We start from the raw sequence: 20,393 nt of genomic DNA, 5'->3' as shown, positions 1-20,393 counted from the left end.
TATTGTGCAAAGTCTGGCACCGCAGGCGGGGATGTCAATCGGGAACCGGGAACGCGGCGAAGCGCAATCAGAATTGCTGCACCGCCCTCACCACGTATCAATACAGGGCCGCTTCTTCCCAGTCCGCGCCGGCGGCTTCGGCACCGAGCGCAGGCCTGCCATGATCCAGCGCCTGGTCTCGGCGGGGTCGATGACGTTGTCGATCTCGAACACGGAGGCGATCGAGACCGCCTTGCCGTTGGCATAGAGCTCGGCGACCTTGTTGCGATAGTAAGTCTCGCGCTCGACGGGGTCGGCGATCGCCTCCATCTCCTTGCGGAAGCCGAGGCGGACGTAACCCTCCAGGCCCATGCCGCCGAACTCGCCGGTCGGCCACGCCGCGGTGAAGAATGAGGCGTGGAAGCCGCCGCCGATCATCGACTGTGCACCCAGCCCATAGCCCTTGCGCAGCACGATGCCGAACAACGGCACAGTCAGGCTCGCGCCTGTCACGAACATGCGCGAGACGTGACGCACGATCGCCGTCTTCTCGGCTTCCGGGCCGACCATGAAGCCGGGCGTGTCGCACAGCGAGACGATCGGCAGATCGAAGGCGTCGCAGAGCTGGAGGAAGCGCGCGGCCTTGTCGCCGGCATCGGCGTCGATCGCACCGCCGAGATGCCGCGGATTGTTGGCGATCAGGCCGAACGGCTTGCCCTCGACACGGATCAACGCCGTGATCATGCCGACACCGTAGTCGCGGCGCAGCTCCAGCACGGACTCCTTATCCGCGACGAGGTCGATCACGCTGCGGATGTCGTAGACGCGCAGGCGGTTCTCGGGGATCGCGCGGCGCAGCAGGCGCTGGTCGGCGGCCTGCCAGTCCGTCACCGCACCCTGGAAATAGGACAGATATTTTTGCGCAACGGATGTTGCCTCTTCTTCGTCCTCGACGAGGATGTCGATCACGCCGTTCGGCGACTGGAACGTAACAGGACCGACCTCGGCCGAGTGATAGACACCGAGCCCGCCGCCTTCGATCATCGCGGGGCCCCCCATGCCGATCGAGGCGTTTTTGGTTGCGATGATGACATCGCAGCAGCCGAGCATCGCGGCGTTGCCGGCGAAGCAATAGCCGGAGACGATGCCGATAACCGGCACCAGACCCGAGAGCCTTGCGAACTGCACGAAGGACGGACCATCAAGCCCGGTCATGCCGAGCCGGTCGGTATCGCCGGGCCGGCCGCCGCCGCCTTCGGCATAGAACACCAGCGGCACACGCCAGTCTTCCGCGAGCGTCAGCATGCGGTCGATCTTCTTGTGGTTCATGTGGCCTTGCGTGCCCGCGAGCACGGTGTAGTCGTAGGCCACGACGATGCAGCGCCCGCCTTCGGGACCGAATTTCCCGGCGTTGACGGTCGCGACGCCCATGACGAGGCCGTCGGCCGGCGTGTTCTTGATGAGATCGTCGAGCTTGCGCCGGCGCCGCTGCGCCGCGATCGCAAGGCTGCCGTACTCCATGAACGAGCCGTCGTCGACGAGCTGCGCGACATTCTCGCGCGCGGTGCGCTGATTGGTGTTGCGGCGGCGCTCGACCGAGGCTGGGCGATTTTCGTCGAACGTGTTGGCCTGGCGCGCGATCAGTTCGGCGAGATCGGGTCGGATGTGGTCGAGATCGACATCGGTTTCCGTTGCCGACGCGTCCGCCGCAACGTCGAGCGGCTCCAGATACATGATCGGCTCGCCATGCATCAGCGTGACACCGTCGCCGGCGAGTAGCTTCGTGACGCGGCCGCCCTGCTCGGCCATGACCAGATGCTCCATCTTCATGGATTCGATCACGGCGAGCTGCTGGCCCGGGCGCACGATCTCGCCTTCCTTCACCTGAACAGTGACGATGGTACCTTGCAGGGGTGCTGCGACCATTACCGTGCCTTCGGGCACGATTTGTGCAGCATGCGCCTCGGTGCCACCGGTTCGCTCCGTCGCCGCGAAATAGAGTGGTTTGGCCGCGCCATCCGCGGCTTCGACGAGCTTGCCGATTTTGCGATCGATGAAGTCGGTTGCGATGCGGTTGGCCCTGAAATCGGGATGCGCCAGCACGGCCTGGAGGAAGGCGATGTTGGTGACGACGCCGTCGATCCGAAACTCGCGCAAGGCGCGGGAAGCCTTGGCGACGACGTCGTGCCAGGCTTCTCCGGGCGTATGCACGATGACCTTTGCCAGCAGCGAGTCGAAGGCGGCGCTGGTCTTGTAGCCGGCATAACCGAAACTATCGACGCGGACGCCGGGGCCCGACGGCGGTTCGAACACGGCGAGCACGCCGCCGGTCGGGTGCGTCGCGCCTAGCTCGTCCAGTGTCTCCATGTTGACGCGGAGCTGCATGGCATAGCCGCGCGGTTTCGGGATCGAGCCTTGCGCCAGGCCGAGCGAGGCAAGCGAGGCACCGGCGGCGACCGCGAGCTGGGCGCGGACGAGATCGAGGCCGAGCACCTCTTCCGTCACGGTGTGCTCGACCTGAAGCCGTGGGTTGGCCTCGATGAAGGCAAAACTGTCTTCGGCGGCACCGTCGACCAGGAACTCGAACGTGCCGAGATTGTCGTACGACGCGGCCACGGCGAGTTGCTTCGCCGCCGCGATGATACGGCCACGCAAGCCGTCGCTGAGCGACGGGCTCGGCGCCACCTCGATCAGCTTCTGGTGTCGGCGCTGAATGGTGCATTCGCGCTCCCAGAGGTGGGAGATCGCGCCGTCGCGATCGCCGATGATCTGCACCTCGATATGGCGCGCCTGCCGGATCAACCGCTCGGCATAGACGCCGTCGAAGCCGAACGCGGCCTTGGCCTCGGACTGGCAGCGCGCATAGGCCTCCGCGAGATCGGCAGCGCGCTCGACCACGCGCATGCCGCGCCCGCCGCCGCCGGCCATTGCCTTGATCACGATTGCCGCGTTGCTGCCGAGCGAGGTGAAGAACGCCGCGATGTCCTCCAGCGAGGACGGCCCGCTGGTGCCGGCGATGATCGGGACGCCGCAGCGCTTTGCCAGTTGCCGTGCCGCCACCTTGTCGCCGAACAACTCGAGCGCCGCGGCCTGGGGCCCGACGAAGGCGATGCCTGCATCGGCGCAGGCCTTCGCGAACGCAGCGTTCTCGCTGAGGAAGCCGTAGCCGGGATGCACGGCGTCGCAGCCTGCGCTCTTCGCCGCCTTGACCACGGCCTCGATGTCGAGATAGGCCCGCGCGCCGCGACCGGGGATTTCGACGGCCTCGTCGGCAACCCGCACATGCAGCGACAGCGCATCGTCCGCGGGATGGATCGCGACCGTTGCGAGGCCGGAATCGGCTGCGGCGCGCGCGATGCGGATGGCGATCTCGCCGCGATTGGCGATCAGGAGCTTCTTGAACGACATGCAGCGTCTCCATGCCCGCGTGCCCAAGCGCGGGTCGGCAGGTCCTTCTGCTTCGTCACTTTAACCGAGGCCGTCAAGGGCAAGAACGCCGGTTGCGACGACCGTTCCCGCGGGCCGGAATTTCAATCGGTCGCGCGCGCCGTGATGAGGCGAATAATCCGCGCCACGGCAGACGGGATCGGCGCGATGATCGGCACGGTGAACATCGGCTGAAGCTCGCGCGCGCCTTCGCCCAGCGGACCGCCACCGATGACGACCGCCTCCGCGCCATCCTGCGCGATGCAAGCCTCGACCGCGCCGGCGAGTGCTGCGCGCAATCGCGCCGGATCGCGCATCAGGTCTTGCGGATCGCCTTTGGCGAAGCGGGCGCCGGTATAACGCGATCGCAACCCCAGCGCTTCCGGCACGGCGTCGATCTTCCCTTCCAACAGCGGCGTCGTGGTCGCCACGCCGAAGCGGCGGCTGTTCTCGGCAGCTGCGAGCATCGAGGACTCGCCGATGCCGACCGCCGGCAGTTTCATCGCGGCCTTGATCCCGGCCAACCCAGGATCGCCGAACGCCGCGACGATGATACCGTCGCATGCATGCCGGTGTGACTGCGCGATCTCCAGAACTTCGGTGGAAGCTGCATCCAGCGCATCCGGCGTCACGATCATTTGCGGCGCGCGCGTTGCGGTCGCGCCGTCGATGTCGAAGCCGTCCACGGCGGCTGACCTCGCGATGGCGACCATCATCGCTGTGGTCGCCACAGAACTGTTCGGATTGATCAGAAGGATGCGCGCGCTCATCCTTCTGCTATACTAGGCCGCCCGTACCCCCGCAACGAAAGCGCTGACTTCGTTTTCCAGCGATTGCAGCTTCTGCGACAGCCGGCCGCTCGATTGCAGCACGAGGCCGGCGGCCTGGCCGGTCTCCGCCGTCGCGTCGGTCACACCCGAGATGTTCTGCGAAACCTGGTCGGTGCCGGAGGCGGCCTCCCGTACGCTGTGCGCGATCGCCGCCGTCGCGGCGCCCTGCTCCTCGACGGCTGCGGCGATCGACGAGGAAATTTCGTTGACCTCCATGATGGTCTTGCGAATGCTGTCGATGTTGCCGACCACCTGGTTGGTCTCGGCCTGGATCGCCGATATCTGCGCGCCGATTTCGTCGGTCGCCTTCGCGGTCTGGCTCGCCAGCGACTTCACTTCGCTTGCCACCACCGCAAAACCCTTGCCGGCCTCGCCGGCGCGCGCCGCCTCGATGGTGGCGTTGAGCGCGAGCAGATTGGTCTGCGAGGCGATCTGGTTGATGAGGTCGATGACCTCGCCGATCTTGTGCGCGGCTGCAGCAAGTCCCTGCACGGTGTCGTTGGTGCGTTGACCGTCGGCGGCGGCCTTGTCGGCCACGCTTGCAGCCTGCGCGACGCGCTGGCTGATCTCGGCGATCGAGGACGACAGCTGCCCGGCGGCGGAGGCCACCGTCTGCACGTTGCTCGATGCCTGCTGGCAGGCGGTGGCGACGAGGCTCGCACGGTCGGTCGCCTTGTCGGCGGTCTCGGACATGCCCTGCGCGGCCTGCTGCATCGCGCGCGCCTCCTTGAACACGTCGCGGACGACGGCTTGAACGTTCGCTTCGAACTTGCCGGCGAGGTCGGTCATCGTCTTGCGCTTCTCCTCGTCGGCCTTCTGCTTCGTCTCCTGCTGTTCGGCGTGCATGCGGCCGACCGCCGACGCATTGTCCTTGAACACGGCGAGCGCCTTGGCGAGCCCGCCGATCTCGTCGCGACGATCGGTATGGGGCACGTCGAACGCGCTGTCGCCGGCGGCGAGGCGGTCGGTCAGTGCCGTGATCTTCGCCAGCGGCCGGGTCACGCTGCGGCCGATCACGAAGGAGGCGCCGAGCACGAGCACGAACACGACCAGGCACACCAGGGCGAAGGTCATCGCATTCTGGCGGAAAACGGCGTCGACGTCGTCGAGATAGATCCCGGTGCCGATGATCCAGCCCCAGGGCGCAAAGCCCTTCACATAGGAGATTTTCCCGACCGGCTGGTCGAAGCCGGGCTTCGGCCAGAGGTAGCTGTAGAAGCCCGCGCCCTGCTTTTTGACGACGTCGACGAAGCCGACGAACAGCGCGTTGCCGGACGGATCCTTCATCCCGGAGAGATCCTTGCCGTCGAGTTCGGGCTTGATCGGATGCATGACCATCTTGGGGGTCATGTCGTTCAGCCAGAAATACTCGACCTTGTCGTAGCGCAGGCTCTTGATCTCCGCGATCGCGCCGGCCTGGGCCTGCTCGCGCGGGAGTTTTCCTTCGCTCTCGAGCTTCTGGTAGTGCGCCAGGATGCCGTAGCCGACGTCGACCAAGTGCTGCGTCTTGGCCTGACGATCGGCGATCATCTGCGCGCGCAAGGTCGAAAGCGCGATCGGCGCCAGCGCGATCATGCCAAGGAGGCTGATGCCGACAATCAGGACCAGCTTGAAACTGATGCGGGAGAAAAACATTGGTGCTCGCAAGATTTGGAAGGCTGATATGCCAGTTTATCCCGCGCCCCTTAGCAAAGCTTTAAGCATTCGGGTTCCCCCACCCCGCAAAACTCCATGCATCCTACCGGCATGCCGCAGACGGCTCGCAGGCTCGCGAGGCTGGCTGCATCCGAGATGCGAACTCTTCAAAACTAGAAGACCTCGACATCGCCCCTCCGAGCGTTGACTTGCAGGGGGCTCTGACGGAACGATCGGCGCAGATCATCGGCGCCAGCCGGGGCATGGGCGCAGCCGGAGGCCAGAGGCTCAATGCACCAATCGACATCGACAGGGTCTCTCGACCTTCCGGCGCTGAGCGCAGCGGAGCGGCTCTTCATTTGGGGATTTCGGGCCAAGGCGCGCAGCGGAAGCGCCGTTCCGACCGCGGCCGACATCCAGCAAGTGACGACCATTTTGGCGTGGGCGACGCCGTGCCTTCGCTGGAATCCATCATCGAGATCTTTGCCTGCACGGCGCATACGGCCATCGCGGTGCACTGCCCGACCTGCCCCCGCATGTCCGACAGCGAGCACAGCATGTTACGGGCGATCGCGGCCGCGCAGAAAGAGCGCGACGATATCGCGCGCGAGCAGTTCGAATGCTGGCTGCCGCCGGTCGGCGCCGATTGGGCTCTCGCACCCGTGCGGGGGCTTGCAACGATCTTCCGCATGGCGGGTCTCATCCTGCCCGACCGGCACGTTCCGTCTTTGGACCATGACCAGACGATGGCGATGAAGAGCTGGCTGGTCGGAAGCCCCACGTTGCACTGACCGGGATCGCGCATGATGCAGGATAGTTGCGGCTCTGTGCCTGTCACGGAAGCCGGCCAGGCGCGGCTCTGTCCGCTTCAGGCCGCGCTTGCGACGCGGCCTGACGTCGAGAGTTACGATGATTTTGGCCGCGTCACGCTCTCGCTGTTCCGGTTCATCGCTGCCGCCTATGCGACCGGCGCGTCCGATTGCTGGGAGGCGGCCTATCGCTTTGCCGACGAGGCGCCTGGCATCACCGACAGTCCGCTGCTGGTCGCACGCGTTGCCGCGCTGGTCAGAATCCTGCGCAGCGGCCGGCCTTGCCAATTGTGCTTCATGCCGCCATCGTGCCGGCGCCTGTCGAAGGACGAGGCGGAATTGATGCGGCTGCTGGCGGTCGCACGCGGCAAGCAGCCGGGCGAGCTCCAAACTGTCGTCTGCCAGTTCGTCGGCAACGAGAACGAGACCGTGACGACGCGGGCGGTCAACGCGCTCGCGGTCTGCTGACCCCTAGCCGCCCTTCCTGCCGAGCACGAGATCGATGGTGTGGGACGCGATCTTGCGCAGCTGGGGCTCGTCGCCGAAGGCACGTTCGAGCACGGCGAGGCCGCGCGTCACCGTGATGATGTGCAGCGCTGCGGACGCGGAATTGCCGTTGAATTCACCGCGCGCCGCACCCGCCGACAACGTCTCCTGAACCAGAACGGTGATGCGCGAGATGAGGTTCGCGAAGGCCTGCCGCGCCTCCTCGTCGAGCCCCTCGCCTTCGGCCGCGCCGAGCTCCATCAGCCCGCGCGTCGTCGGACATCCGCGCGGGGGCGTGCCGGCGCGGAAGTTGCTGATGGTCAGGTCGAAGAACGCGGTGAGGCGTTTTCGCAATGAGCCCGCACCCAGCGCCTTTTGCAGGGCGACGAGATAATCGCCCGCGTAGCGCTCGTAGGCCTGGAGGAACAGCGCCTCCTTGCTGCCGAAGGCGTTGTAGAGGCTACCGCGCTGGACACCGGCGTCGCGCGCGATATCCGACAGCGAGGTGCCGCGGACGCCCTTGCGCCAGAACTGGTCGAAGGCGATACGCAGGACATCGTCGTGGTCGAACTCGCGCGGCCTCAAGCTTTGCTCCTACCAAGCATATTTGACACGATGTCAAAAACATGATTTCCTGACGCCGCGTCAAAAACAAACTGGGGCCGATGCGCCCTTTCGTCAATGAGGATTTCGCGATGCCTCTCCTCCACATTTCGATGCGCGCCGGAAAGCCGGAAGTCTACCGGCAGGCGATCCTCGACGGCCTCTACCGCGCCATGCGCGAAGCGCTGAACGTCCCTGAAGGCGACGAGTTCATGATCATCAGCGAGCTTTCGCCCGCGAACTTCCGCTGCGGCAATGCCTACGGCGTCACGCGCAGCGACGATGCCGTGCTGATCCAGATCACCGTGTTCGCCTCGCGCACCCCCGAGCAGAAGAAGGCCCTGTACCGGCGGATCGCGGACCTGCTCGGCGAAAAACCGGGCCTCCGCCCCGAGGACGTGTTCGTCAACGTCCTCGATGCGCCCGCGGAGAATTGGTCCGTTGGAAACGGCATCGCACAATTCGCCTGAAGCGGCAGCTTCAACGATCCGCAACGCAGGTCTCCATGATCCCGTCGAGCTCCGCCTTCGAGAGCACGCCTAGCTCGACGATGAAGACAATCCGCGCGCACGGCAGAGCCGGGGCATCGCCAACGGCGAGCGCGGCATCGCTAACGGCGAGCGCGGCATCTGCAGGGGCGAGCGTGGCGCGGCCGGCCGCGAATTGAAACACCATCCGGCGCCCGGGCTGCTCGACGGTCTCCAACAGGCCTTTTGCCCGCGCGAGTTTTGGCGCGAGGCGGCCGATGGCCTGCTGCAAGCGGGCGAGCGAAAGTGGCTGGTCCGAGGTCCAGCTCAGGGTTTCGAAGCGTTGCTCTGCCGGACGTTTCGGTCCGGGTTTGCGCGGCGCGGGCGCACGATCGACGGTCGCGGGAAACAGCAGCGCGGACGGAATCTCGCCGTGCTGCGCGTCGACCACCACGGCAGGAACGCGCTGCGCGCGGATGGCCTCGCGGATACGCGCGCCCGCACCCTCATCCGCCAGATCCAGCTTGCTCAGCGCCACGATGTCGGCGACGCGCAGCTGCGAACGGTGCAGCGCGTCGTCGAGAGCGGCCGGCGGTGTCGCCGTGTCCATCACGCAGAGCACCGTTTCCAACGGCGCTTCGCGCAGGATCACGGGATCCATCAAATTGCGGACGATCTCGGCGGGATCGGCGACGCCGCTGGTCTCGATGACGATGTATTCCGGCTTCGGATCACGCCGCAGCAGCGTCGCAAGCGTGCGCAGCAGGTCGCCTTCGAGCGAGCAGCAGATGCAGCCATTGGCGAGGCTGACCACGCCGTCGCTCGCGCCCGCGATCAGCTCGGCATCGATGTTGATCGCACCGAAATCGTTGACCACAGCGGCGATTCGCCGCCCCTCCGCATGCGCCAGCAGATGGTTCACGACAGTGGTCTTGCCGGCCCCCAGAAAGCCCGTCACCAGGAGAATGGGGACCGGCATGTCTCAGCTCCCGACGACGGGACGGCGCACGGGACGGCCGGGCCGCACCGCGACGTCCAGCACACCATCTGTGATTAACGGCTGGCCGCTGACGATCAGATGCCGCACGCCTTCGGAGGGACGGTTCATCGCCGTGAAGGTCGCGCGGTCCGAGAGCTTCTCGTAGTCGAACACGACGATGTCGGCATCGGCATCCTTCGCGAGCCGACCTTTTGCGCGCATCGCGGGCGTGCTCTGCGACAGGATCTCCGCCGGGATCAGCGCGCATTTGCGCACGCCTTCGAGCAGCGACACGGTCTTGCGCTCGCGCACCCATTCGCGGATGAATTTCGTGAAGCAGCCCGCCGAGCGCGGATGCGAGGTGGCGTCATCCGGCAGCGGCCAGGCATCGCCGGTGTAGGTCTTGCCGTCCGACGTCGTCCACGGCATCGCGTCGGAGGCGATCGCGCCGCCGGGATAGAGCACCGACATGTCGAGGAGGTCGCGGTGATGCGCATTGTTCTCGGTGTCGAGGATGTGCCACAGCACCAGCGAGGACGGCTCTTCCGCCTGCGCCTTCAGGAGCTCCTCGCGATCGCTGAAGCGATGGCCGTCGGTGACCCGCTGCACGGAATCGTAACCGGTGCCGTTGCGCTCGACGAATTCGGGGTCGCTGAAGAAGGCGGCCGCCAGCACGGTCGAGCCGGTGCCGTAGGGATAGGCCTCGACCGTGATGGGCAGGCCCTGCGCCTGCGCTTTCGCGATCAGCACGCGGCAGCGCTCGACGTCGGTCTTGCTCGACGAGTTGAAATGGCAGATGTGCATGTGCGCGCCGGTGGCTCCGGCATAGCCGATCAGGCGGATATAGGCTTCCGCCGCGCTCTCGGGATCGATGCGCGACATGTAGGCGACATGGGTGAAGGTCGGCACGTCCTGCGCGGCCGCGAGCTGGCAGACCGCGGTCAGCTCCTGCACGCCGGCGCCCGGCGCAGAGGCGTTCAAGATCCCGATGCCGATGCCGCCCTCGTTCAGGCCGCGCGAAAGGCGCTCGAGGATGCCGGCAACCTCCGCATCGCTCGCGACGTTGTCCATCCAGCGGCGATCGCGCATGGCGTTGCCGAACGCCTCCAGCGAGCTCTCCGCATTGGAGCCCGTCATCGCGCCAATACGCGCGAAAGCCCAATTGGTGGCCGCGCCGTAGTTCAACACGCGCCCCTTCCGCGCCTGGCGCTCATACCAGGACCCGACCGGCAGCACGCCCGCTTCGAGATCGAGCGTCGTCGTGACGCCGTCGAACGCCTGCATCCGATCCGCGGGGAGCGACTGGCCATGCGCGTGCAGGTCGATGAAGCCGGGGGCGACCACTAGCCCCGTCGCGTCGATTGTCCGCTCGGCGCTTCCGAGCGAGGCGCCAACCGCGGCGATCCTGCCGTCCACGACCGCCACATCCCCGATGGCGTCCATTCCGCTGGCGGGATCCACCACCCGGCCGCCAGAGATCACCAAGCCGCTCATGTCAAAATTCCTCCGCGCTGAATTCGCATCAAGGCAGATTCCGGGAGGGACGACCACCTCCACCGATGCCGACGCATCATGCTCGCAAGGAAGCTCGAAAGGGAGGCTCGAAAGGGAGGTCAGTTTGCATGCGGGTCGCGGACATGCGCTCGCAGCCTCGCGGCATGTTTTGCCCGAGCTATGCTTCTCGCTTCACCCCCTCGAAAAGAAAGGGCGCAGGGAAGACCGGGCGCCGGCTGGCACCCATAAAAACCCCCATGCGAACTGATTGCACACGCAATGCACAGGGGAGACACAGGGCAGCCGAGACCAGGCCTTCCCTGCGCGATGGTTTGACGGCCTATGCCGCGCTCTCCCCGGAGACGAGTTCCTTCTTGCCTCCGTCACCTCCGCGAAATGCACGGCACCGCGCCGGTTGACGCGATGACGCCTTCGCAAAGGCTTGACCGTAGCAACGACGGCCAAGACCACACGGTTTCGCCGTACGCAGGCATCCTGCTTCGCCCAAGCTTCGCAGGACATGGCCCTGCTTCGCCAGAGGCTTCGCGAGGTCTGAGCGCCGTCCGTCGATGCGGTTCGTGCCATGCTCACGAGGTTCATCTCGCCCTGCACGCACAAGCCCGCCTTTAACGCCGCCCGCGTCCACCGCAACTCCCAACCCGCGTTCGTGACGACGTACGACCGCCCCTTTTGTGGGCTGGGATGGCCGACACATACGATATTTCCGAATTTCGGTAAACTGGAATATTTTTGCGGAGAGGGATTGACTTGCGTTTGCGGCTGTTTCGCTCTACCGGCGGAGACGATGGACTGCACGACCATGCAATGGACCGCAGAGCAGCTCCGCCGTCTTCTCGCCCCCATTGTCATTCAGAGATGTAGCGGGGCGCTACGGTGGGCAAAGTTCCCAAAGGTTTCGTGTGATCGCTCGACGTCTCCTGCAACGCGACCCTCGTCATTCTATTTCGCGCCGCGCTCTCCTCGGCGGATTTATGTCGGCGGGGACCGCCCTCGCGCTTGGCGGATGCGCCGGCTTGGGTGCGACCGGGGCGCGTTTCGACGCGTCATCGCTATCCCTTGACCCCACATTGCTCGTCACCACCACGCGCAAGCCGGTGAACGGCGGTCGCACGAAGCCCTGGTTCGGGCCGGAGCGCGCGACGACCATGACAATCGCGCGGGCGAAGCTGGGGGCGCCGGACGAGAGCCGCCTTTCTCTGGCCTCGGTTGGACTTGGCGATTGGCGCCTTGACCGGGTCGAACCGGTGTCGGCCGACGTTGGCGATCTCGTTGCGCAGGCCGGCGGAGGAGACGTGCTGATCTATGTGCACGGCTTCAAGCAGACGTTCGAGACGGCGGTGCTGGATGGCGCCCATCTCTCCGATGGGATCAAGTTCCGCGGCCGGACCATGGTGTTCTCCTGGCCCTCCAAGGCAGGACTGTTCGACTATGCCTATGACCGCGACAGTGCGATGTGGTCCCGCGACGAGTTCGAGCGCGTGCTCTCCACACTCGTGTCGGCGCCAGGCACCGGCCGCGTGAACATCGTTGCGCACAGCATGGGAACCATGCTGTCGCTCGAAAGCCTGCGTCAGCTCTATGCGCGATACGGCGACACAGTGACGAGCAAGATCGGCGCCGTGGTGTTTGCCGCGCCCGATATCGACATGGACGTGTTCTCGTCAGCGATCCAGCGCATCGGTCCGCTTGCGGGCAAAATCACCGTGATCGCCGCGACGAACGATCGCGCACTGGCGTTGTCGGGACAGATCGCAGGTGGAATGACCAGGGTCGGCGCCGCCGAAAAAGCCGTCATCGCGCGCCTCGGCGTACGCGTGGTCGATGCGTCAGCGGAAGGCTGGGGCATCATCAACCACGATCTTTTTCTGTCGAATGCAGAAGTACAGCGGGTGATCCGCCGCTCGATCGACGGCACGATCGCTTAGGAGAGCGCCCGCGCGGCATGAGTTTGATGCGTCGCGATCAATGACACCGAAGCGACAACCAACTACAATGGCAATTTTCGCTCGGCGATGATCCGCACAGGCGGAAAGGCGACGCAATCCACCACGTCGAACAACACTTCAATGTTGCGGTCAAACGCGTGCGCGAAGTCCATCGCATCATCGCGGCGTTCATCGGCAATAGCAGTGCCGAGCGTGCAATGGGGCGTCCAAGCGCCGGGCCGGTAGTGAGGACGACAATGCGCTGGATCGATTGCCGCGCTGATGATGCCGTGGATGCGAGCCAGGGATTCGTTGGCCTCCGGCTCCGCCCAGAGGACAAGCGGAGAAGCTTCGAACCAGCGAATTCGTTTGAACCTGATCCGCAGTTGCCTCTCGCCAGAACTAGCTGCCAGCATCGCATCGCACGCAGCCTTCTCGTGAGCCGCCGGGGAATCGTAGATGGCAAACGTAAAATGAGGCCGGTAGCCAAGGGCACGCATCGAGGGCTCGGCCTCGAAGACGGCAACCTGATGCCACAGCCGCACGATCTCGCCTGCTGAATCGTTGTCAGACCGGATATTGATCGCCAATGCCACAGGCGCACCCAAGGGGCGGAACAATCAAATCGAGATCAGGGGAAGGCTGGCTTCAAGACAATGGCGCTCCCTAGGGGAATCGAACCCCTGTTTCAGCCTTGAGAGGGCCGCGTCCTAACCGCTAGACGAAGGGAGCGTTGAGGGAGAGGACATAGCCTCGAATTTTGCCGGCGGCAAGCGGGGATCGAGGGGTTTCGGATGCTCGCTCTCCGCTGTCGTCCTGGCGAATGCAGGACCCATTACCCCAAGGCGTGGTTGTGGGCGAAGTGCCAACCACCAGTCCCCGCAACCACACCAGCCGGTGTTATGGGTCCTGGCCTTCGCCAAGACGACGATGGCGGCGAGTTCCGAGGCCGTACTCACGGCTCATTGGCGAATTTCAGCTTTCCAGCCGGCTTCAACGTGTGGGCATCGAAGGTGCGGATCTCGGTGACGCCGCCGATGTCGAGCGTGATCACGAGCCGGTCGCCGGCGACGCCGCTCGAGACGATTTTGGCGCCCTTCGGGAGAGTCGCGGTGACGTCGCCTGCCGGCTCGGGCGCCCTTCCCTCGGACTTGAAAAGGCGGTAGCCCACCGCGATCAGCACGGCGCAGATTGCCAGCGCCGTGGTCAACCCCGCGATCAGCATCATCCGCCGCACCCGCGCGAACAGCGCGGCCTGCTCGGGGCTCGGTTCGGGAACAACGGTATCAGACGTCGTCATGGAAAATTCTGGCTCTGCGCAAAGGTTGGAGGTTGTCGTCGAAGGCTCCGAGGGCTCGACCCGGCTCGACCGCGTGCTGGCGCTGCACCTTGCCGAGCTATCGCGATCGAGGCTGAAAGCCCTGATTCTGGGGGGCGCGGTGAGCCTCAGGGACGCCGCGATCCGGGACCCCGCTTATCACGTCGCCTCCGGCGATACGATCACAATCGACGTGCCGGAAGCGGCCGCGCCGGAGCCGAAAGGCGAGGATATCGCCCTCGACATCGTGTTCGAGGACGACGACATCGTCGTCCTCAACAAGCCGAAGGGGCTGGTGGTGCATCCCGCGGCGGGCCACGAGACCGGTACGCTGGTCAATGCGCTGATCGCCCATTGCGGCGGCTCGCTCTCCGGCATCGGCGGGGTGCGCCGGCCCGGCATCGTGCACCGGCTGGACAAGGACACCACCGGGTTGATGGTGGTCGCCAAGAACGACCTCGCGCATGCCTCGCTCACCGCGCAATTCGCCGATCACGGCCGTACCGGGCCGATGCGGCGCGGCTACATGGCCTTCGCCTGGGGGCTGCCGGGCCGCCATCGCGGCACCGTGGACGCGCCGATCGACCGTCACCCGCATGCGCGCGAGAAAATGGCGGTGCGCCAGGGCGGCCGCGAGGCCGTGACGCATTGGGAGCTTCTGGAGAGTTTTGCCGGACGCGACGGCAAGCCGATCGCGACGCTGCTCGCCTGCGAACTCGAGACCGGACGCACCCATCAGATCCGCGTCCACCTCGCCCATATCGGCCACCCCCTGATGGGCGACGCCGTCTACGGCCCGCATTTCAAGACCAAGGCGAACCAGCTGGGCCCCGAGTCGCAGGCCGCCCTCGCCGCGCTGGGGCGGCAGGCGCTGCACGCCTACCTGCTGGTATTGGAGCACCCGAGGACTGGAGAATTACTTCACTGGGAGACGCCTCTGCCGGAGGATTTGCTTCTCCTTCAGGGGGCCCTCAAAGCGGCGCTATGACGCAGGCCGCTTCAGAAATGCTTTACATTACAAAAAGTTATAGCTGCCACACGGGGACGTGACGTCAGCAATCCTTCCCTTTTTGCCTTCCGATGGAGTATATTGCGCTTGCGTTGAAGACCAACGCGGAACATCGCAGCACCGATCGGCTTTAACCAAGCGGTCGTCTGCCTGGCCCGCCGCTATCGGGGGCCTGAACCTGTTTGGAGGGCGCACTATGGCCCGTACAGCTACCCTGCCGGTCCTTAATGGCGAATCCGGCCTTTCCCGTTACCTCGGCGAAATCCGCAAGTTTCCGATGCTGGAACCCCAGCAGGAATACATGCTCGCCAAGCGTTGGCGCGAGCACGATGATCGCGACGCCGCGCACCAACTCGTCACCAGCCATCTCCGTCTCGTGGCCAAGATCGCCATGGGCTATCGCGGCTACGGCCTGCCGATCTCCGAGGTCGTCTCGGAAGGCAATGTCGGCCTGATGCAGGCGGTGAAGCGGTTCGAGCCCGAGAAGGGCTTCCGTCTCGCAACCTACGCGATGTGGTGGATCAAGGCGTCGATTCAAGAGTACATCCTGCGTTCGTGGTCGCTCGTGAAGATGGGCACCACCGCGAACCAGAAGAAGCTGTTCTTCAACCTGCGCAAGGCGAAGAGCAAGATTTCCGCACTGGACGAAGGCGATCTCCGCCCCGACCAGGTGGCCATCATTGCCAAGCGTCTCGGCGTCACGGCTCAGGACGTGGTCGACATGAACCGCCGCCTCGGTGGCGACGCGTCGCTCAACGCTCCGATCCGCGACGACGGCGAAGCCGGCGAATGGCAGGACTGGCTGGTCGACAATTCGCCCAACCAGGAAGCCATGCTGGCGGAGCACGAGGAGTATGATCACCGCCGTGACGCCCTGAACGGCGCCATGGGCGTGCTCAACCCGCGCGAACGCCGCATCTTCGAGGCGCGCCGCCTCGCCGATGAGCCGATGACGCTGGAAGACCTGGCTGCCGAGTTCGGCGTGTCGCGCGAGCGCGTCCGCCAGATCGAGGTCCGCGCCTTCGAGAAGGTGCAGTCCGCGGTCAAGGGCACGATCGCAAAGGCCGAACAGGCCGCGCTGGAAGCCGCGCTCTAAGCGCGAGGTTTTTAGCGCCAGAGTTTGGCGGATCGACAAGTGACAGAAAGCCGGCGGCAACGCCGGCTTTTTTGTTTGGACGCAACTCTCGCCGTCATGCCACGCGAAGGCGGGGCATCCAGTACGCCGCGGCGCTTGTTGCAAGAGCGAGGTCTCCAATGCAGGCCTCCGGAATACTGGATCGCCCGGCTAAACCGGGCGATGACAGCGGGGTTGTGGCTCTGCCTTGAACCCGCGCTGCCGGTCGACCGACCAAAAGCATCGGGCCGACAGCATCAAGAGAACGGACACGCACCGTGTCGATCATCCTGCAATCCACCGTCGGCGGTTTCTCCGCCCAGTTCATGCGGAAGCTGCCGCTGGTCGAGCAGGCGATGCGCGACCACGGGCTCGAGCCGTCGGAGTTCGTGATCTCGAAGGACTACGCCTCGACCGCGACGATCCCGCTGATGGGTCCGTTCTTCTTCAACTACAGCGTCTACTTCGGCGACGAGACATTCACCGTCACCGAGCCGAACGACATGGTGTTCCTGGACTACTTCTTCAAGCGCGTGCTGGCCGCGGACGGCCCGCCGGAACTGCCGCGGCGACCGGGCTTAATCCGGCGGCTGTTCGGGTGGATGTCGGAGCCGGTGTGATTGATCTTCCCCTCTCCCCTTGCGGGAGAGGGTGGCTCGCCGCGATAGCGGCGAGACGGGTGAGGGGTTGTCTCCGCGAGCACGTCTCTCACATCGTCATTCGCGGAGACAACCCCTCATCCGGCGCTTCGCGCCACCTTCTCCCGCAAGGGGAGAAGGGAAGAGCGCATCGTCGGCGCTTCGCTCACTCCTCCCATGTCCGCGCCAGCGTCGCGAGCCAGCAGCCTTCGCAATAGCGGGCGTCCTTGTAGTCGATCCAGTTGTGCGCATAGACGCGGTCGAGCGGGATGCCGTAGCGCGCGCGCAGGATCTGGACGAGGATCTTCCACGCCGCGACCTGCGCCGCGGTCGGGCCCGTCGTGACGTCGGGATAGTTGCCGGCGAACTCGACGCCGATCGAATTGTCGCGCACCACCTGGCGATAGGTCGGCTTGTTGTCGATGTACTTGTTGTCGTTGCGGTTGGCACCATCGCCGTGGGTCGGCACCAGGTTTTCCGCGACCGCCCAATAGACGGTGCCGTCGGTCTCGACCCACAATGTGACGCCGCGACGCGTGGGGTTCTTCGCTTGCACCTCGGCACCGCCCCGCGCCGAGCCGGCCGGTCCCTCGGTCTGGTGCACGATGATGTTGCGCCACGGTTTTGCGTTGCCGACGTCACCCCATGGCGCCAGCCACACCATCTTCAGGCCGGGAATGTCGGGCGTGCCGGAGGCGCGCGCGAGCTTTGCGAGCTCGGCGTCGGTCGCAGCGGCAGGTGCGATCAGAGTGAGAGCGGCGAGAACGGCCGCGAGCAGGCGAGAGATCATCATGCGGGTCCAATGCGGACCTGACGTTAGCACGCCCTTACGCGAATTTGCGCAAGGCCTCGCCTGGACCGATCGGGTCAGGCATGAGCGGCGGCGCCGGATCGTGGACGGCAAAGTCGTTCTTGCCGTTCTTCTTGGCCGCATAGAGCGCGTGGTCGGCATGCGCGATCAGGCGGTCCGGAAACTGGCCGACGCCGCGGTCCCACTGCGCTACCCCGATCGAGATCGCGATCGGAATGTCGACGCCGGTGCAGGTGACGGCATCCTGGCGGCAGACCTCGAGCACGCGGCGGGCGATCGCAGCCGCCTCGCGCAAGGTCGACGAGGGCAGCACGACGCAGAATTCGTCGCCGCCGGTGCGGGCAAGCATGTCGCCGGGCCTCAAGCGCGTCTGCGCCATCAGGGTGAAGTGCTGGAGGCAGGCATCGCCCGCGGCATGGCCATGGGTGTCGTTGATGGTCTTGAAGCCGTCGAGATCGATGACCAGCAGCGAGAACGGCTCGCTGCTGCGCTCCGAGCGGGCGCATTCTTCGCTCAGCCGCTGCAACAGATGCCGCCGGTTGGCGACGCCGGTGAGATCGTCGAGTAGCGCGAGGTCGGCGACCTCGTTGCGCAAGCTGTCCATCGCCATCAGCAGGAAGCCGAAATTGAGCGTCATGGACAGGAACAGGAGACCCAGCACCATGACGCCATGAGCCTGGCCGCCGGCGCTTGCCGAGAAATCGCCGCCGAGCAGATTGCCCACCGTGCGGACGACGAGGATCGCGATAATGGCGAGGATAACGATGCCGGACAGCCGGGCGCCCGGACTGACGCGGCCTTCCGGCGGCGACAGCAACAGACGCAGCGCCAGCACCAGCGGCACGGCCTGACCGAGCGTGTAGCAGAGCATGCGCAGCTGCATGTTGTCGAAGCCGACCAGGAAGAACACGACGCCGGCGAGGCTTAAGCCTGCTGTTGCGATCATGACGCGCCATGAGACCGGCCGGTGATAGAAGCGTTGAATGCCCATGGCGGCAAGGCAGCTCGCCGCGATGACGCCGGCGGCGCCAAGCAGGAGCGGCAATGGAGACGCGACGAACAGGCGCAGCAGGGCCGTCATCGCGCCGGTCGCGCCGATAAAGGACGATGCCATCCAGAACCGCGCGGCCGCGAATTTCGGATAGGTGCGCATCACGTAGGCCCAGATCAGGCCGAGCGCCAGGAAGTTGACGACGAACACGGTCCAGAGTGTCGGCACGTTCAGCATGGCGCACGCGGCGCGCGCAGCGTCGCGCCCTCCGTCCCTGCCAGCTGACCGTCCATGATCCCGTCCCCGTTTTCTTTGGGGGGACAATGCCGCCGCCGCGCTTAACGGAGTCTCACTGCGATCCGCGAAAGCATGACTTTGGTTTTGGATTCATGAACGGCTGGCGCATTGTCGGATCGTTAGGCATCCCGGCGATGCGGATTCGTGAGCTAAAATCACCCGAAAATGCATCTGAGCTGTGGATAACGCGATGACACGGATCTGACAGCGCGGGGCAGAAGCGCGCGAATCTGCTGAGCTTGTCATCGAGGATGTTGCGAGGCTGGCCCTCCGCCGAGCATCCCTCGTGTCGCGTTTCACCATTAACCCTGAAGAGGATCCTATGGCTAAGAAAGCGAAGAAGGCGAAGAAGGCGACGAAGAAGAAGGCCAAGAAGGCAGCGAAGAAGAAGTAGCGAGGCTTCTTATTCTTTGCCCGGGTGGAGCACGCTCCGCCCGGGCGTCGGGTGGGAGTTCTGAGTTGGAAGATGGCGGGCGCAAGGCCCGCTTTTTTGTTGGCTGGAGAAGCTATCGCTCCGCGAACGCCAGCTTGGCGCCGAGCGCGGCGAAGCCGGCGGCAAAACTCCGGCGCAGCCAGGCCATGACACGCGGGCGGGAGATGACGCGCTCGCGCACCGATGCCGCACAGAGGCCGTAGACCACGAACACCGCAAACGTCATCGCCATGAAGGCGCCGCTCAATTCCAGCATTCGCGCCAGCACATGGGCTTCGTCCGCGGCGATGAACTGCGGCAGGAAAGCCAGGAAGAAGATCGACAGTTTTGGATTGAGGATGTTGATCAGGAAGCCGGTCACGATCACCCGACCGACCGAACGCTCGCGGATCTCGCCGTCGACTGCCAGCGCCCCGGTCTCGCGCAGCGCCTGCCAGGACATGTAGAGCAGATAGGCGACACCGCACCATTTCAGCGCGGCGAAGGCGAGCGCGCTGGTGTGGAGCACGGCGGCGAGCCCCAGCATCGCGGCCGTCATGTGCGGCACGATTCCGAGGGTGCAGCCGAAGGCAGCGGCGATGCTCGCGCGCGAGCCGCGGGTCAGCGCGGCCGCCAGCGTGTAGAGCACGCCGGTGCCGGGCGAGGCGACGACGATCAGCGAGGTGAGCAGGAAGGACAAGGTCATGGACCGACCTTATCACCGCGCCGCGGACCACGAAAGCCGGCCTGCCGGATCGACCCTCAGGACAGCTGCGCGATCTCGGCCTCGCGGAGCACGTCGAGCGGCGCCCATGGCTTGGCCCAGAACTTCGCGCCGTTCGGCAAGGCCTGCATCAAGGGCCGGCCGGAGGTGACGACGACGTCGAGCTTCGGGTTGCGGTCCTTGGCGACATGCGCGAGCTCGACGCCGTTCATGCGGCCGGCAAGCTGAACGTCGGTCATCATCAGGCAGAGCGCGCCGGCGCTCTTCTCCAGCACAAGCTCGGCCGCCTCGGCGCTCTCGCATTGAATGACGTCGTAGCCGCTTTCTTCGAGAAGAAGACTGAGCATCTCCCTCTGCATGAGGTCGTCTTCCACGATCAGTGCGGTGGCTCGAAACGGCTTTGCTTGTCCCATCGGCGGCTCCCA

The 20,393-nt window shown here is 65.4% G+C and carries 19 protein-coding genes and 1 tRNA gene; 7 read left to right on the top strand and 13 right to left on the bottom strand.

Annotated elements, in window-relative coordinates; all coding sequences use genetic code 11:
- Positions 1-87: 87 nt before the first annotated feature.
- From ACFQX9_RS36295 to ACFQX9_RS36285, 3 genes are all read right to left on the bottom strand, one after another.
- A complete protein-coding gene (locus ACFQX9_RS36295; RefSeq protein ID WP_085349589.1) occupies positions 88-3,387 on the bottom strand; it encodes a carboxyl transferase domain-containing protein in 3,300 nt (1,099 codons plus the stop codon).
- A gap of 122 nt (positions 3,388-3,509) precedes the next feature.
- Entirely contained in the window at positions 3,510-4,175 is a 666-nt protein-coding gene (locus ACFQX9_RS36290; RefSeq protein WP_377791914.1) for an aspartate/glutamate racemase family protein, read from the bottom strand.
- A gap of 12 nt (positions 4,176-4,187) precedes the next feature.
- Positions 4,188-5,870, bottom strand: coding sequence for a methyl-accepting chemotaxis protein (locus ACFQX9_RS36285; protein ID WP_085349591.1), 1,683 nt, complete (start codon positions 5,868-5,870; stop codon positions 4,188-4,190).
- 440 nt (positions 5,871-6,310) lie between these two features.
- On the opposite strand from ACFQX9_RS36285, the gene ACFQX9_RS36280 reads away from it, so the two are divergent.
- Entirely contained in the window at positions 6,311-6,661 is a 351-nt protein-coding gene (locus ACFQX9_RS36280) for a hypothetical protein (protein ID WP_018453636.1), read from the top strand.
- Positions 6,662-6,673: 12 nt separating this feature from the next.
- Entirely contained in the window at positions 6,674-7,147 is a 474-nt protein-coding gene (locus ACFQX9_RS36275; protein ID WP_018453635.1) for a hypothetical protein, read from the top strand.
- Between the two features lie 3 nt (positions 7,148-7,150).
- Here the strand turns inward: ACFQX9_RS36275 and ACFQX9_RS36270 are convergent, their stop codons facing one another.
- Entirely contained in the window at positions 7,151-7,750 is a 600-nt protein-coding gene (locus tag ACFQX9_RS36270) for a TetR/AcrR family transcriptional regulator (protein WP_094183489.1), read from the bottom strand.
- 110 nt (positions 7,751-7,860) lie between these two features.
- Between ACFQX9_RS36270 and ACFQX9_RS36265 the strand changes: the two genes are divergently transcribed.
- On the top strand, positions 7,861-8,238 hold the full coding sequence (locus ACFQX9_RS36265; protein WP_377791913.1) for a tautomerase family protein: 378 nt from the start codon (positions 7,861-7,863) through the stop codon (positions 8,236-8,238).
- Positions 8,239-8,248: 10 nt separating this feature from the next.
- On the opposite strand, the gene ACFQX9_RS36260 is transcribed toward ACFQX9_RS36265, so the two are convergent.
- On the bottom strand, positions 8,249-9,214 hold the full coding sequence (locus ACFQX9_RS36260; protein WP_085349593.1) for a GTP-binding protein: 966 nt from the start codon (positions 9,212-9,214) through the stop codon (positions 8,249-8,251).
- Positions 9,215-9,217: 3 nt separating this feature from the next.
- The gene (locus ACFQX9_RS36255) at positions 9,218-10,708 is read right to left on the bottom strand and encodes an amidohydrolase family protein (protein ID WP_377791912.1); all 1,491 of its coding nucleotides are present in this window, start codon (positions 10,706-10,708) and stop codon (positions 9,218-9,220) included.
- Between the two features lie 992 nt (positions 10,709-11,700).
- On the opposite strand from ACFQX9_RS36255, the gene ACFQX9_RS36250 reads away from it, so the two are divergent.
- Positions 11,701-12,654: an alpha/beta hydrolase gene (locus ACFQX9_RS36250; RefSeq protein WP_085384409.1), complete on the top strand. Its 954-nt coding sequence runs from the start codon at positions 11,701-11,703 to the stop codon at positions 12,652-12,654.
- 62 nt (positions 12,655-12,716) lie between these two features.
- On the opposite strand, the gene ACFQX9_RS36245 is transcribed toward ACFQX9_RS36250, so the two are convergent.
- The 3 genes from ACFQX9_RS36245 to ACFQX9_RS36235 all read right to left on the bottom strand — a co-directional run bounded on the left by ACFQX9_RS36245 (position 12,717) and on the right by ACFQX9_RS36235 (position 13,954).
- Entirely contained in the window at positions 12,717-13,250 is a 534-nt protein-coding gene (locus ACFQX9_RS36245; RefSeq protein ID WP_085349596.1) for a 2'-5' RNA ligase family protein, read from the bottom strand.
- Between the two features lie 61 nt (positions 13,251-13,311).
- A tRNA-Glu gene (locus ACFQX9_RS36240) sits at positions 13,312-13,386 on the bottom strand.
- Positions 13,387-13,609: 223 nt separating this feature from the next.
- Positions 13,610-13,954, bottom strand: coding sequence for a hypothetical protein (locus tag ACFQX9_RS36235; RefSeq protein ID WP_018453628.1), 345 nt, complete (start codon positions 13,952-13,954; stop codon positions 13,610-13,612).
- Here ACFQX9_RS36235 and ACFQX9_RS36230 point away from each other — a divergent pair.
- The 3 genes from ACFQX9_RS36230 to ACFQX9_RS36220 all read left to right on the top strand — a co-directional run bounded on the left by ACFQX9_RS36230 (position 13,953) and on the right by ACFQX9_RS36220 (position 16,715).
- A complete protein-coding gene (locus tag ACFQX9_RS36230; RefSeq protein WP_026232566.1) occupies positions 13,953-14,960 on the top strand; it encodes an RluA family pseudouridine synthase in 1,008 nt (335 codons plus the stop codon). The two genes, ACFQX9_RS36235 and ACFQX9_RS36230, sit on opposite strands and share 2 nt — an antisense overlap.
- A 217-nt stretch (positions 14,961-15,177) precedes the next feature.
- Complete coding sequence (gene rpoH, locus ACFQX9_RS36225) at positions 15,178-16,077, top strand: RNA polymerase sigma factor RpoH (protein WP_007596598.1); 900 nt, start codon at positions 15,178-15,180, stop codon at positions 16,075-16,077.
- 296 nt (positions 16,078-16,373) lie between these two features.
- Complete coding sequence (locus ACFQX9_RS36220) at positions 16,374-16,715, top strand: hypothetical protein (RefSeq protein WP_377791911.1); 342 nt, start codon at positions 16,374-16,376, stop codon at positions 16,713-16,715.
- Between the two features lie 184 nt (positions 16,716-16,899).
- Here ACFQX9_RS36220 and ACFQX9_RS36215 read toward each other — a convergent pair whose 3' ends face one another.
- From ACFQX9_RS36215 to ACFQX9_RS36200, 4 genes are all read right to left on the bottom strand, one after another.
- A complete protein-coding gene (locus ACFQX9_RS36215) occupies positions 16,900-17,526 on the bottom strand; it encodes a peptidoglycan recognition family protein (RefSeq protein WP_085349601.1) in 627 nt (208 codons plus the stop codon).
- Between the two features lie 34 nt (positions 17,527-17,560).
- Positions 17,561-18,772 (bottom strand): GGDEF domain-containing protein, encoded by a 1,212-nt coding sequence (locus tag ACFQX9_RS36210; protein ID WP_377791910.1) that lies wholly within the window; start codon positions 18,770-18,772, stop codon positions 17,561-17,563.
- 566 nt (positions 18,773-19,338) lie between these two features.
- A complete protein-coding gene (locus ACFQX9_RS36205; protein WP_007596605.1) occupies positions 19,339-19,950 on the bottom strand; it encodes a LysE family translocator in 612 nt (203 codons plus the stop codon).
- A gap of 56 nt (positions 19,951-20,006) precedes the next feature.
- Positions 20,007-20,381 (bottom strand): response regulator, encoded by a 375-nt coding sequence (locus tag ACFQX9_RS36200; RefSeq protein WP_018453620.1) that lies wholly within the window; start codon positions 20,379-20,381, stop codon positions 20,007-20,009.
- Between the last annotated feature and the right edge of the window lie 12 nt (positions 20,382-20,393).

The organism is Bradyrhizobium sp. GCM10028915 (assembly GCF_042666195.1).
GTDB classification, from domain to species: Bacteria; Pseudomonadota; Alphaproteobacteria; order Rhizobiales; family Xanthobacteraceae; genus Bradyrhizobium; species Bradyrhizobium canariense_D.
Note: the sequence above shows the minus strand (reverse complement) of the source record. Positions and strands in the feature narration are given on the sequence as shown.

Coding starts and splice junctions, on each gene's coding strand:
- ACFQX9_RS36275 (WP_018453635.1), top strand. CDS start 6,674: ATGATGCAGGATAGTTGCGGCTCTGTGCCTGTCACGGAAGCCGGCCAG.
- ACFQX9_RS36255 (WP_377791912.1), bottom strand. CDS start 10,708: ATGAGCGGCTTGGTGATCTCTGGCGGCCGGGTGGTGGATCCCGCCAGC.
- ACFQX9_RS36265 (WP_377791913.1), top strand. CDS start 7,861: ATGCCTCTCCTCCACATTTCGATGCGCGCCGGAAAGCCGGAAGTCTAC.
- ACFQX9_RS36205 (WP_007596605.1), bottom strand. CDS start 19,950: ATGACCTTGTCCTTCCTGCTCACCTCGCTGATCGTCGTCGCCTCGCCC.
- rpoH (WP_007596598.1), top strand. CDS start 15,178: ATGGCCCGTACAGCTACCCTGCCGGTCCTTAATGGCGAATCCGGCCTT.
- ACFQX9_RS36235 (WP_018453628.1), bottom strand. CDS start 13,954: ATGACGACGTCTGATACCGTTGTTCCCGAACCGAGCCCCGAGCAGGCC.
- ACFQX9_RS36290 (WP_377791914.1), bottom strand. CDS start 4,175: ATGAGCGCGCGCATCCTTCTGATCAATCCGAACAGTTCTGTGGCGACC.
- ACFQX9_RS36215 (WP_085349601.1), bottom strand. CDS start 17,526: ATGATGATCTCTCGCCTGCTCGCGGCCGTTCTCGCCGCTCTCACTCTG.
- ACFQX9_RS36230 (WP_026232566.1), top strand. CDS start 13,953: ATGGAAAATTCTGGCTCTGCGCAAAGGTTGGAGGTTGTCGTCGAAGGC.
- ACFQX9_RS36295 (WP_085349589.1), bottom strand. CDS start 3,387: ATGTCGTTCAAGAAGCTCCTGATCGCCAATCGCGGCGAGATCGCCATC.
- ACFQX9_RS36260 (WP_085349593.1), bottom strand. CDS start 9,214: ATGCCGGTCCCCATTCTCCTGGTGACGGGCTTTCTGGGGGCCGGCAAG.
- ACFQX9_RS36285 (WP_085349591.1), bottom strand. CDS start 5,870: ATGTTTTTCTCCCGCATCAGTTTCAAGCTGGTCCTGATTGTCGGCATC.
- ACFQX9_RS36210 (WP_377791910.1), bottom strand. CDS start 18,772: ATGCTGAACGTGCCGACACTCTGGACCGTGTTCGTCGTCAACTTCCTG.
- ACFQX9_RS36200 (WP_018453620.1), bottom strand. CDS start 20,381: ATGGGACAAGCAAAGCCGTTTCGAGCCACCGCACTGATCGTGGAAGAC.
- ACFQX9_RS36250 (WP_085384409.1), top strand. CDS start 11,701: ATGTCGGCGGGGACCGCCCTCGCGCTTGGCGGATGCGCCGGCTTGGGT.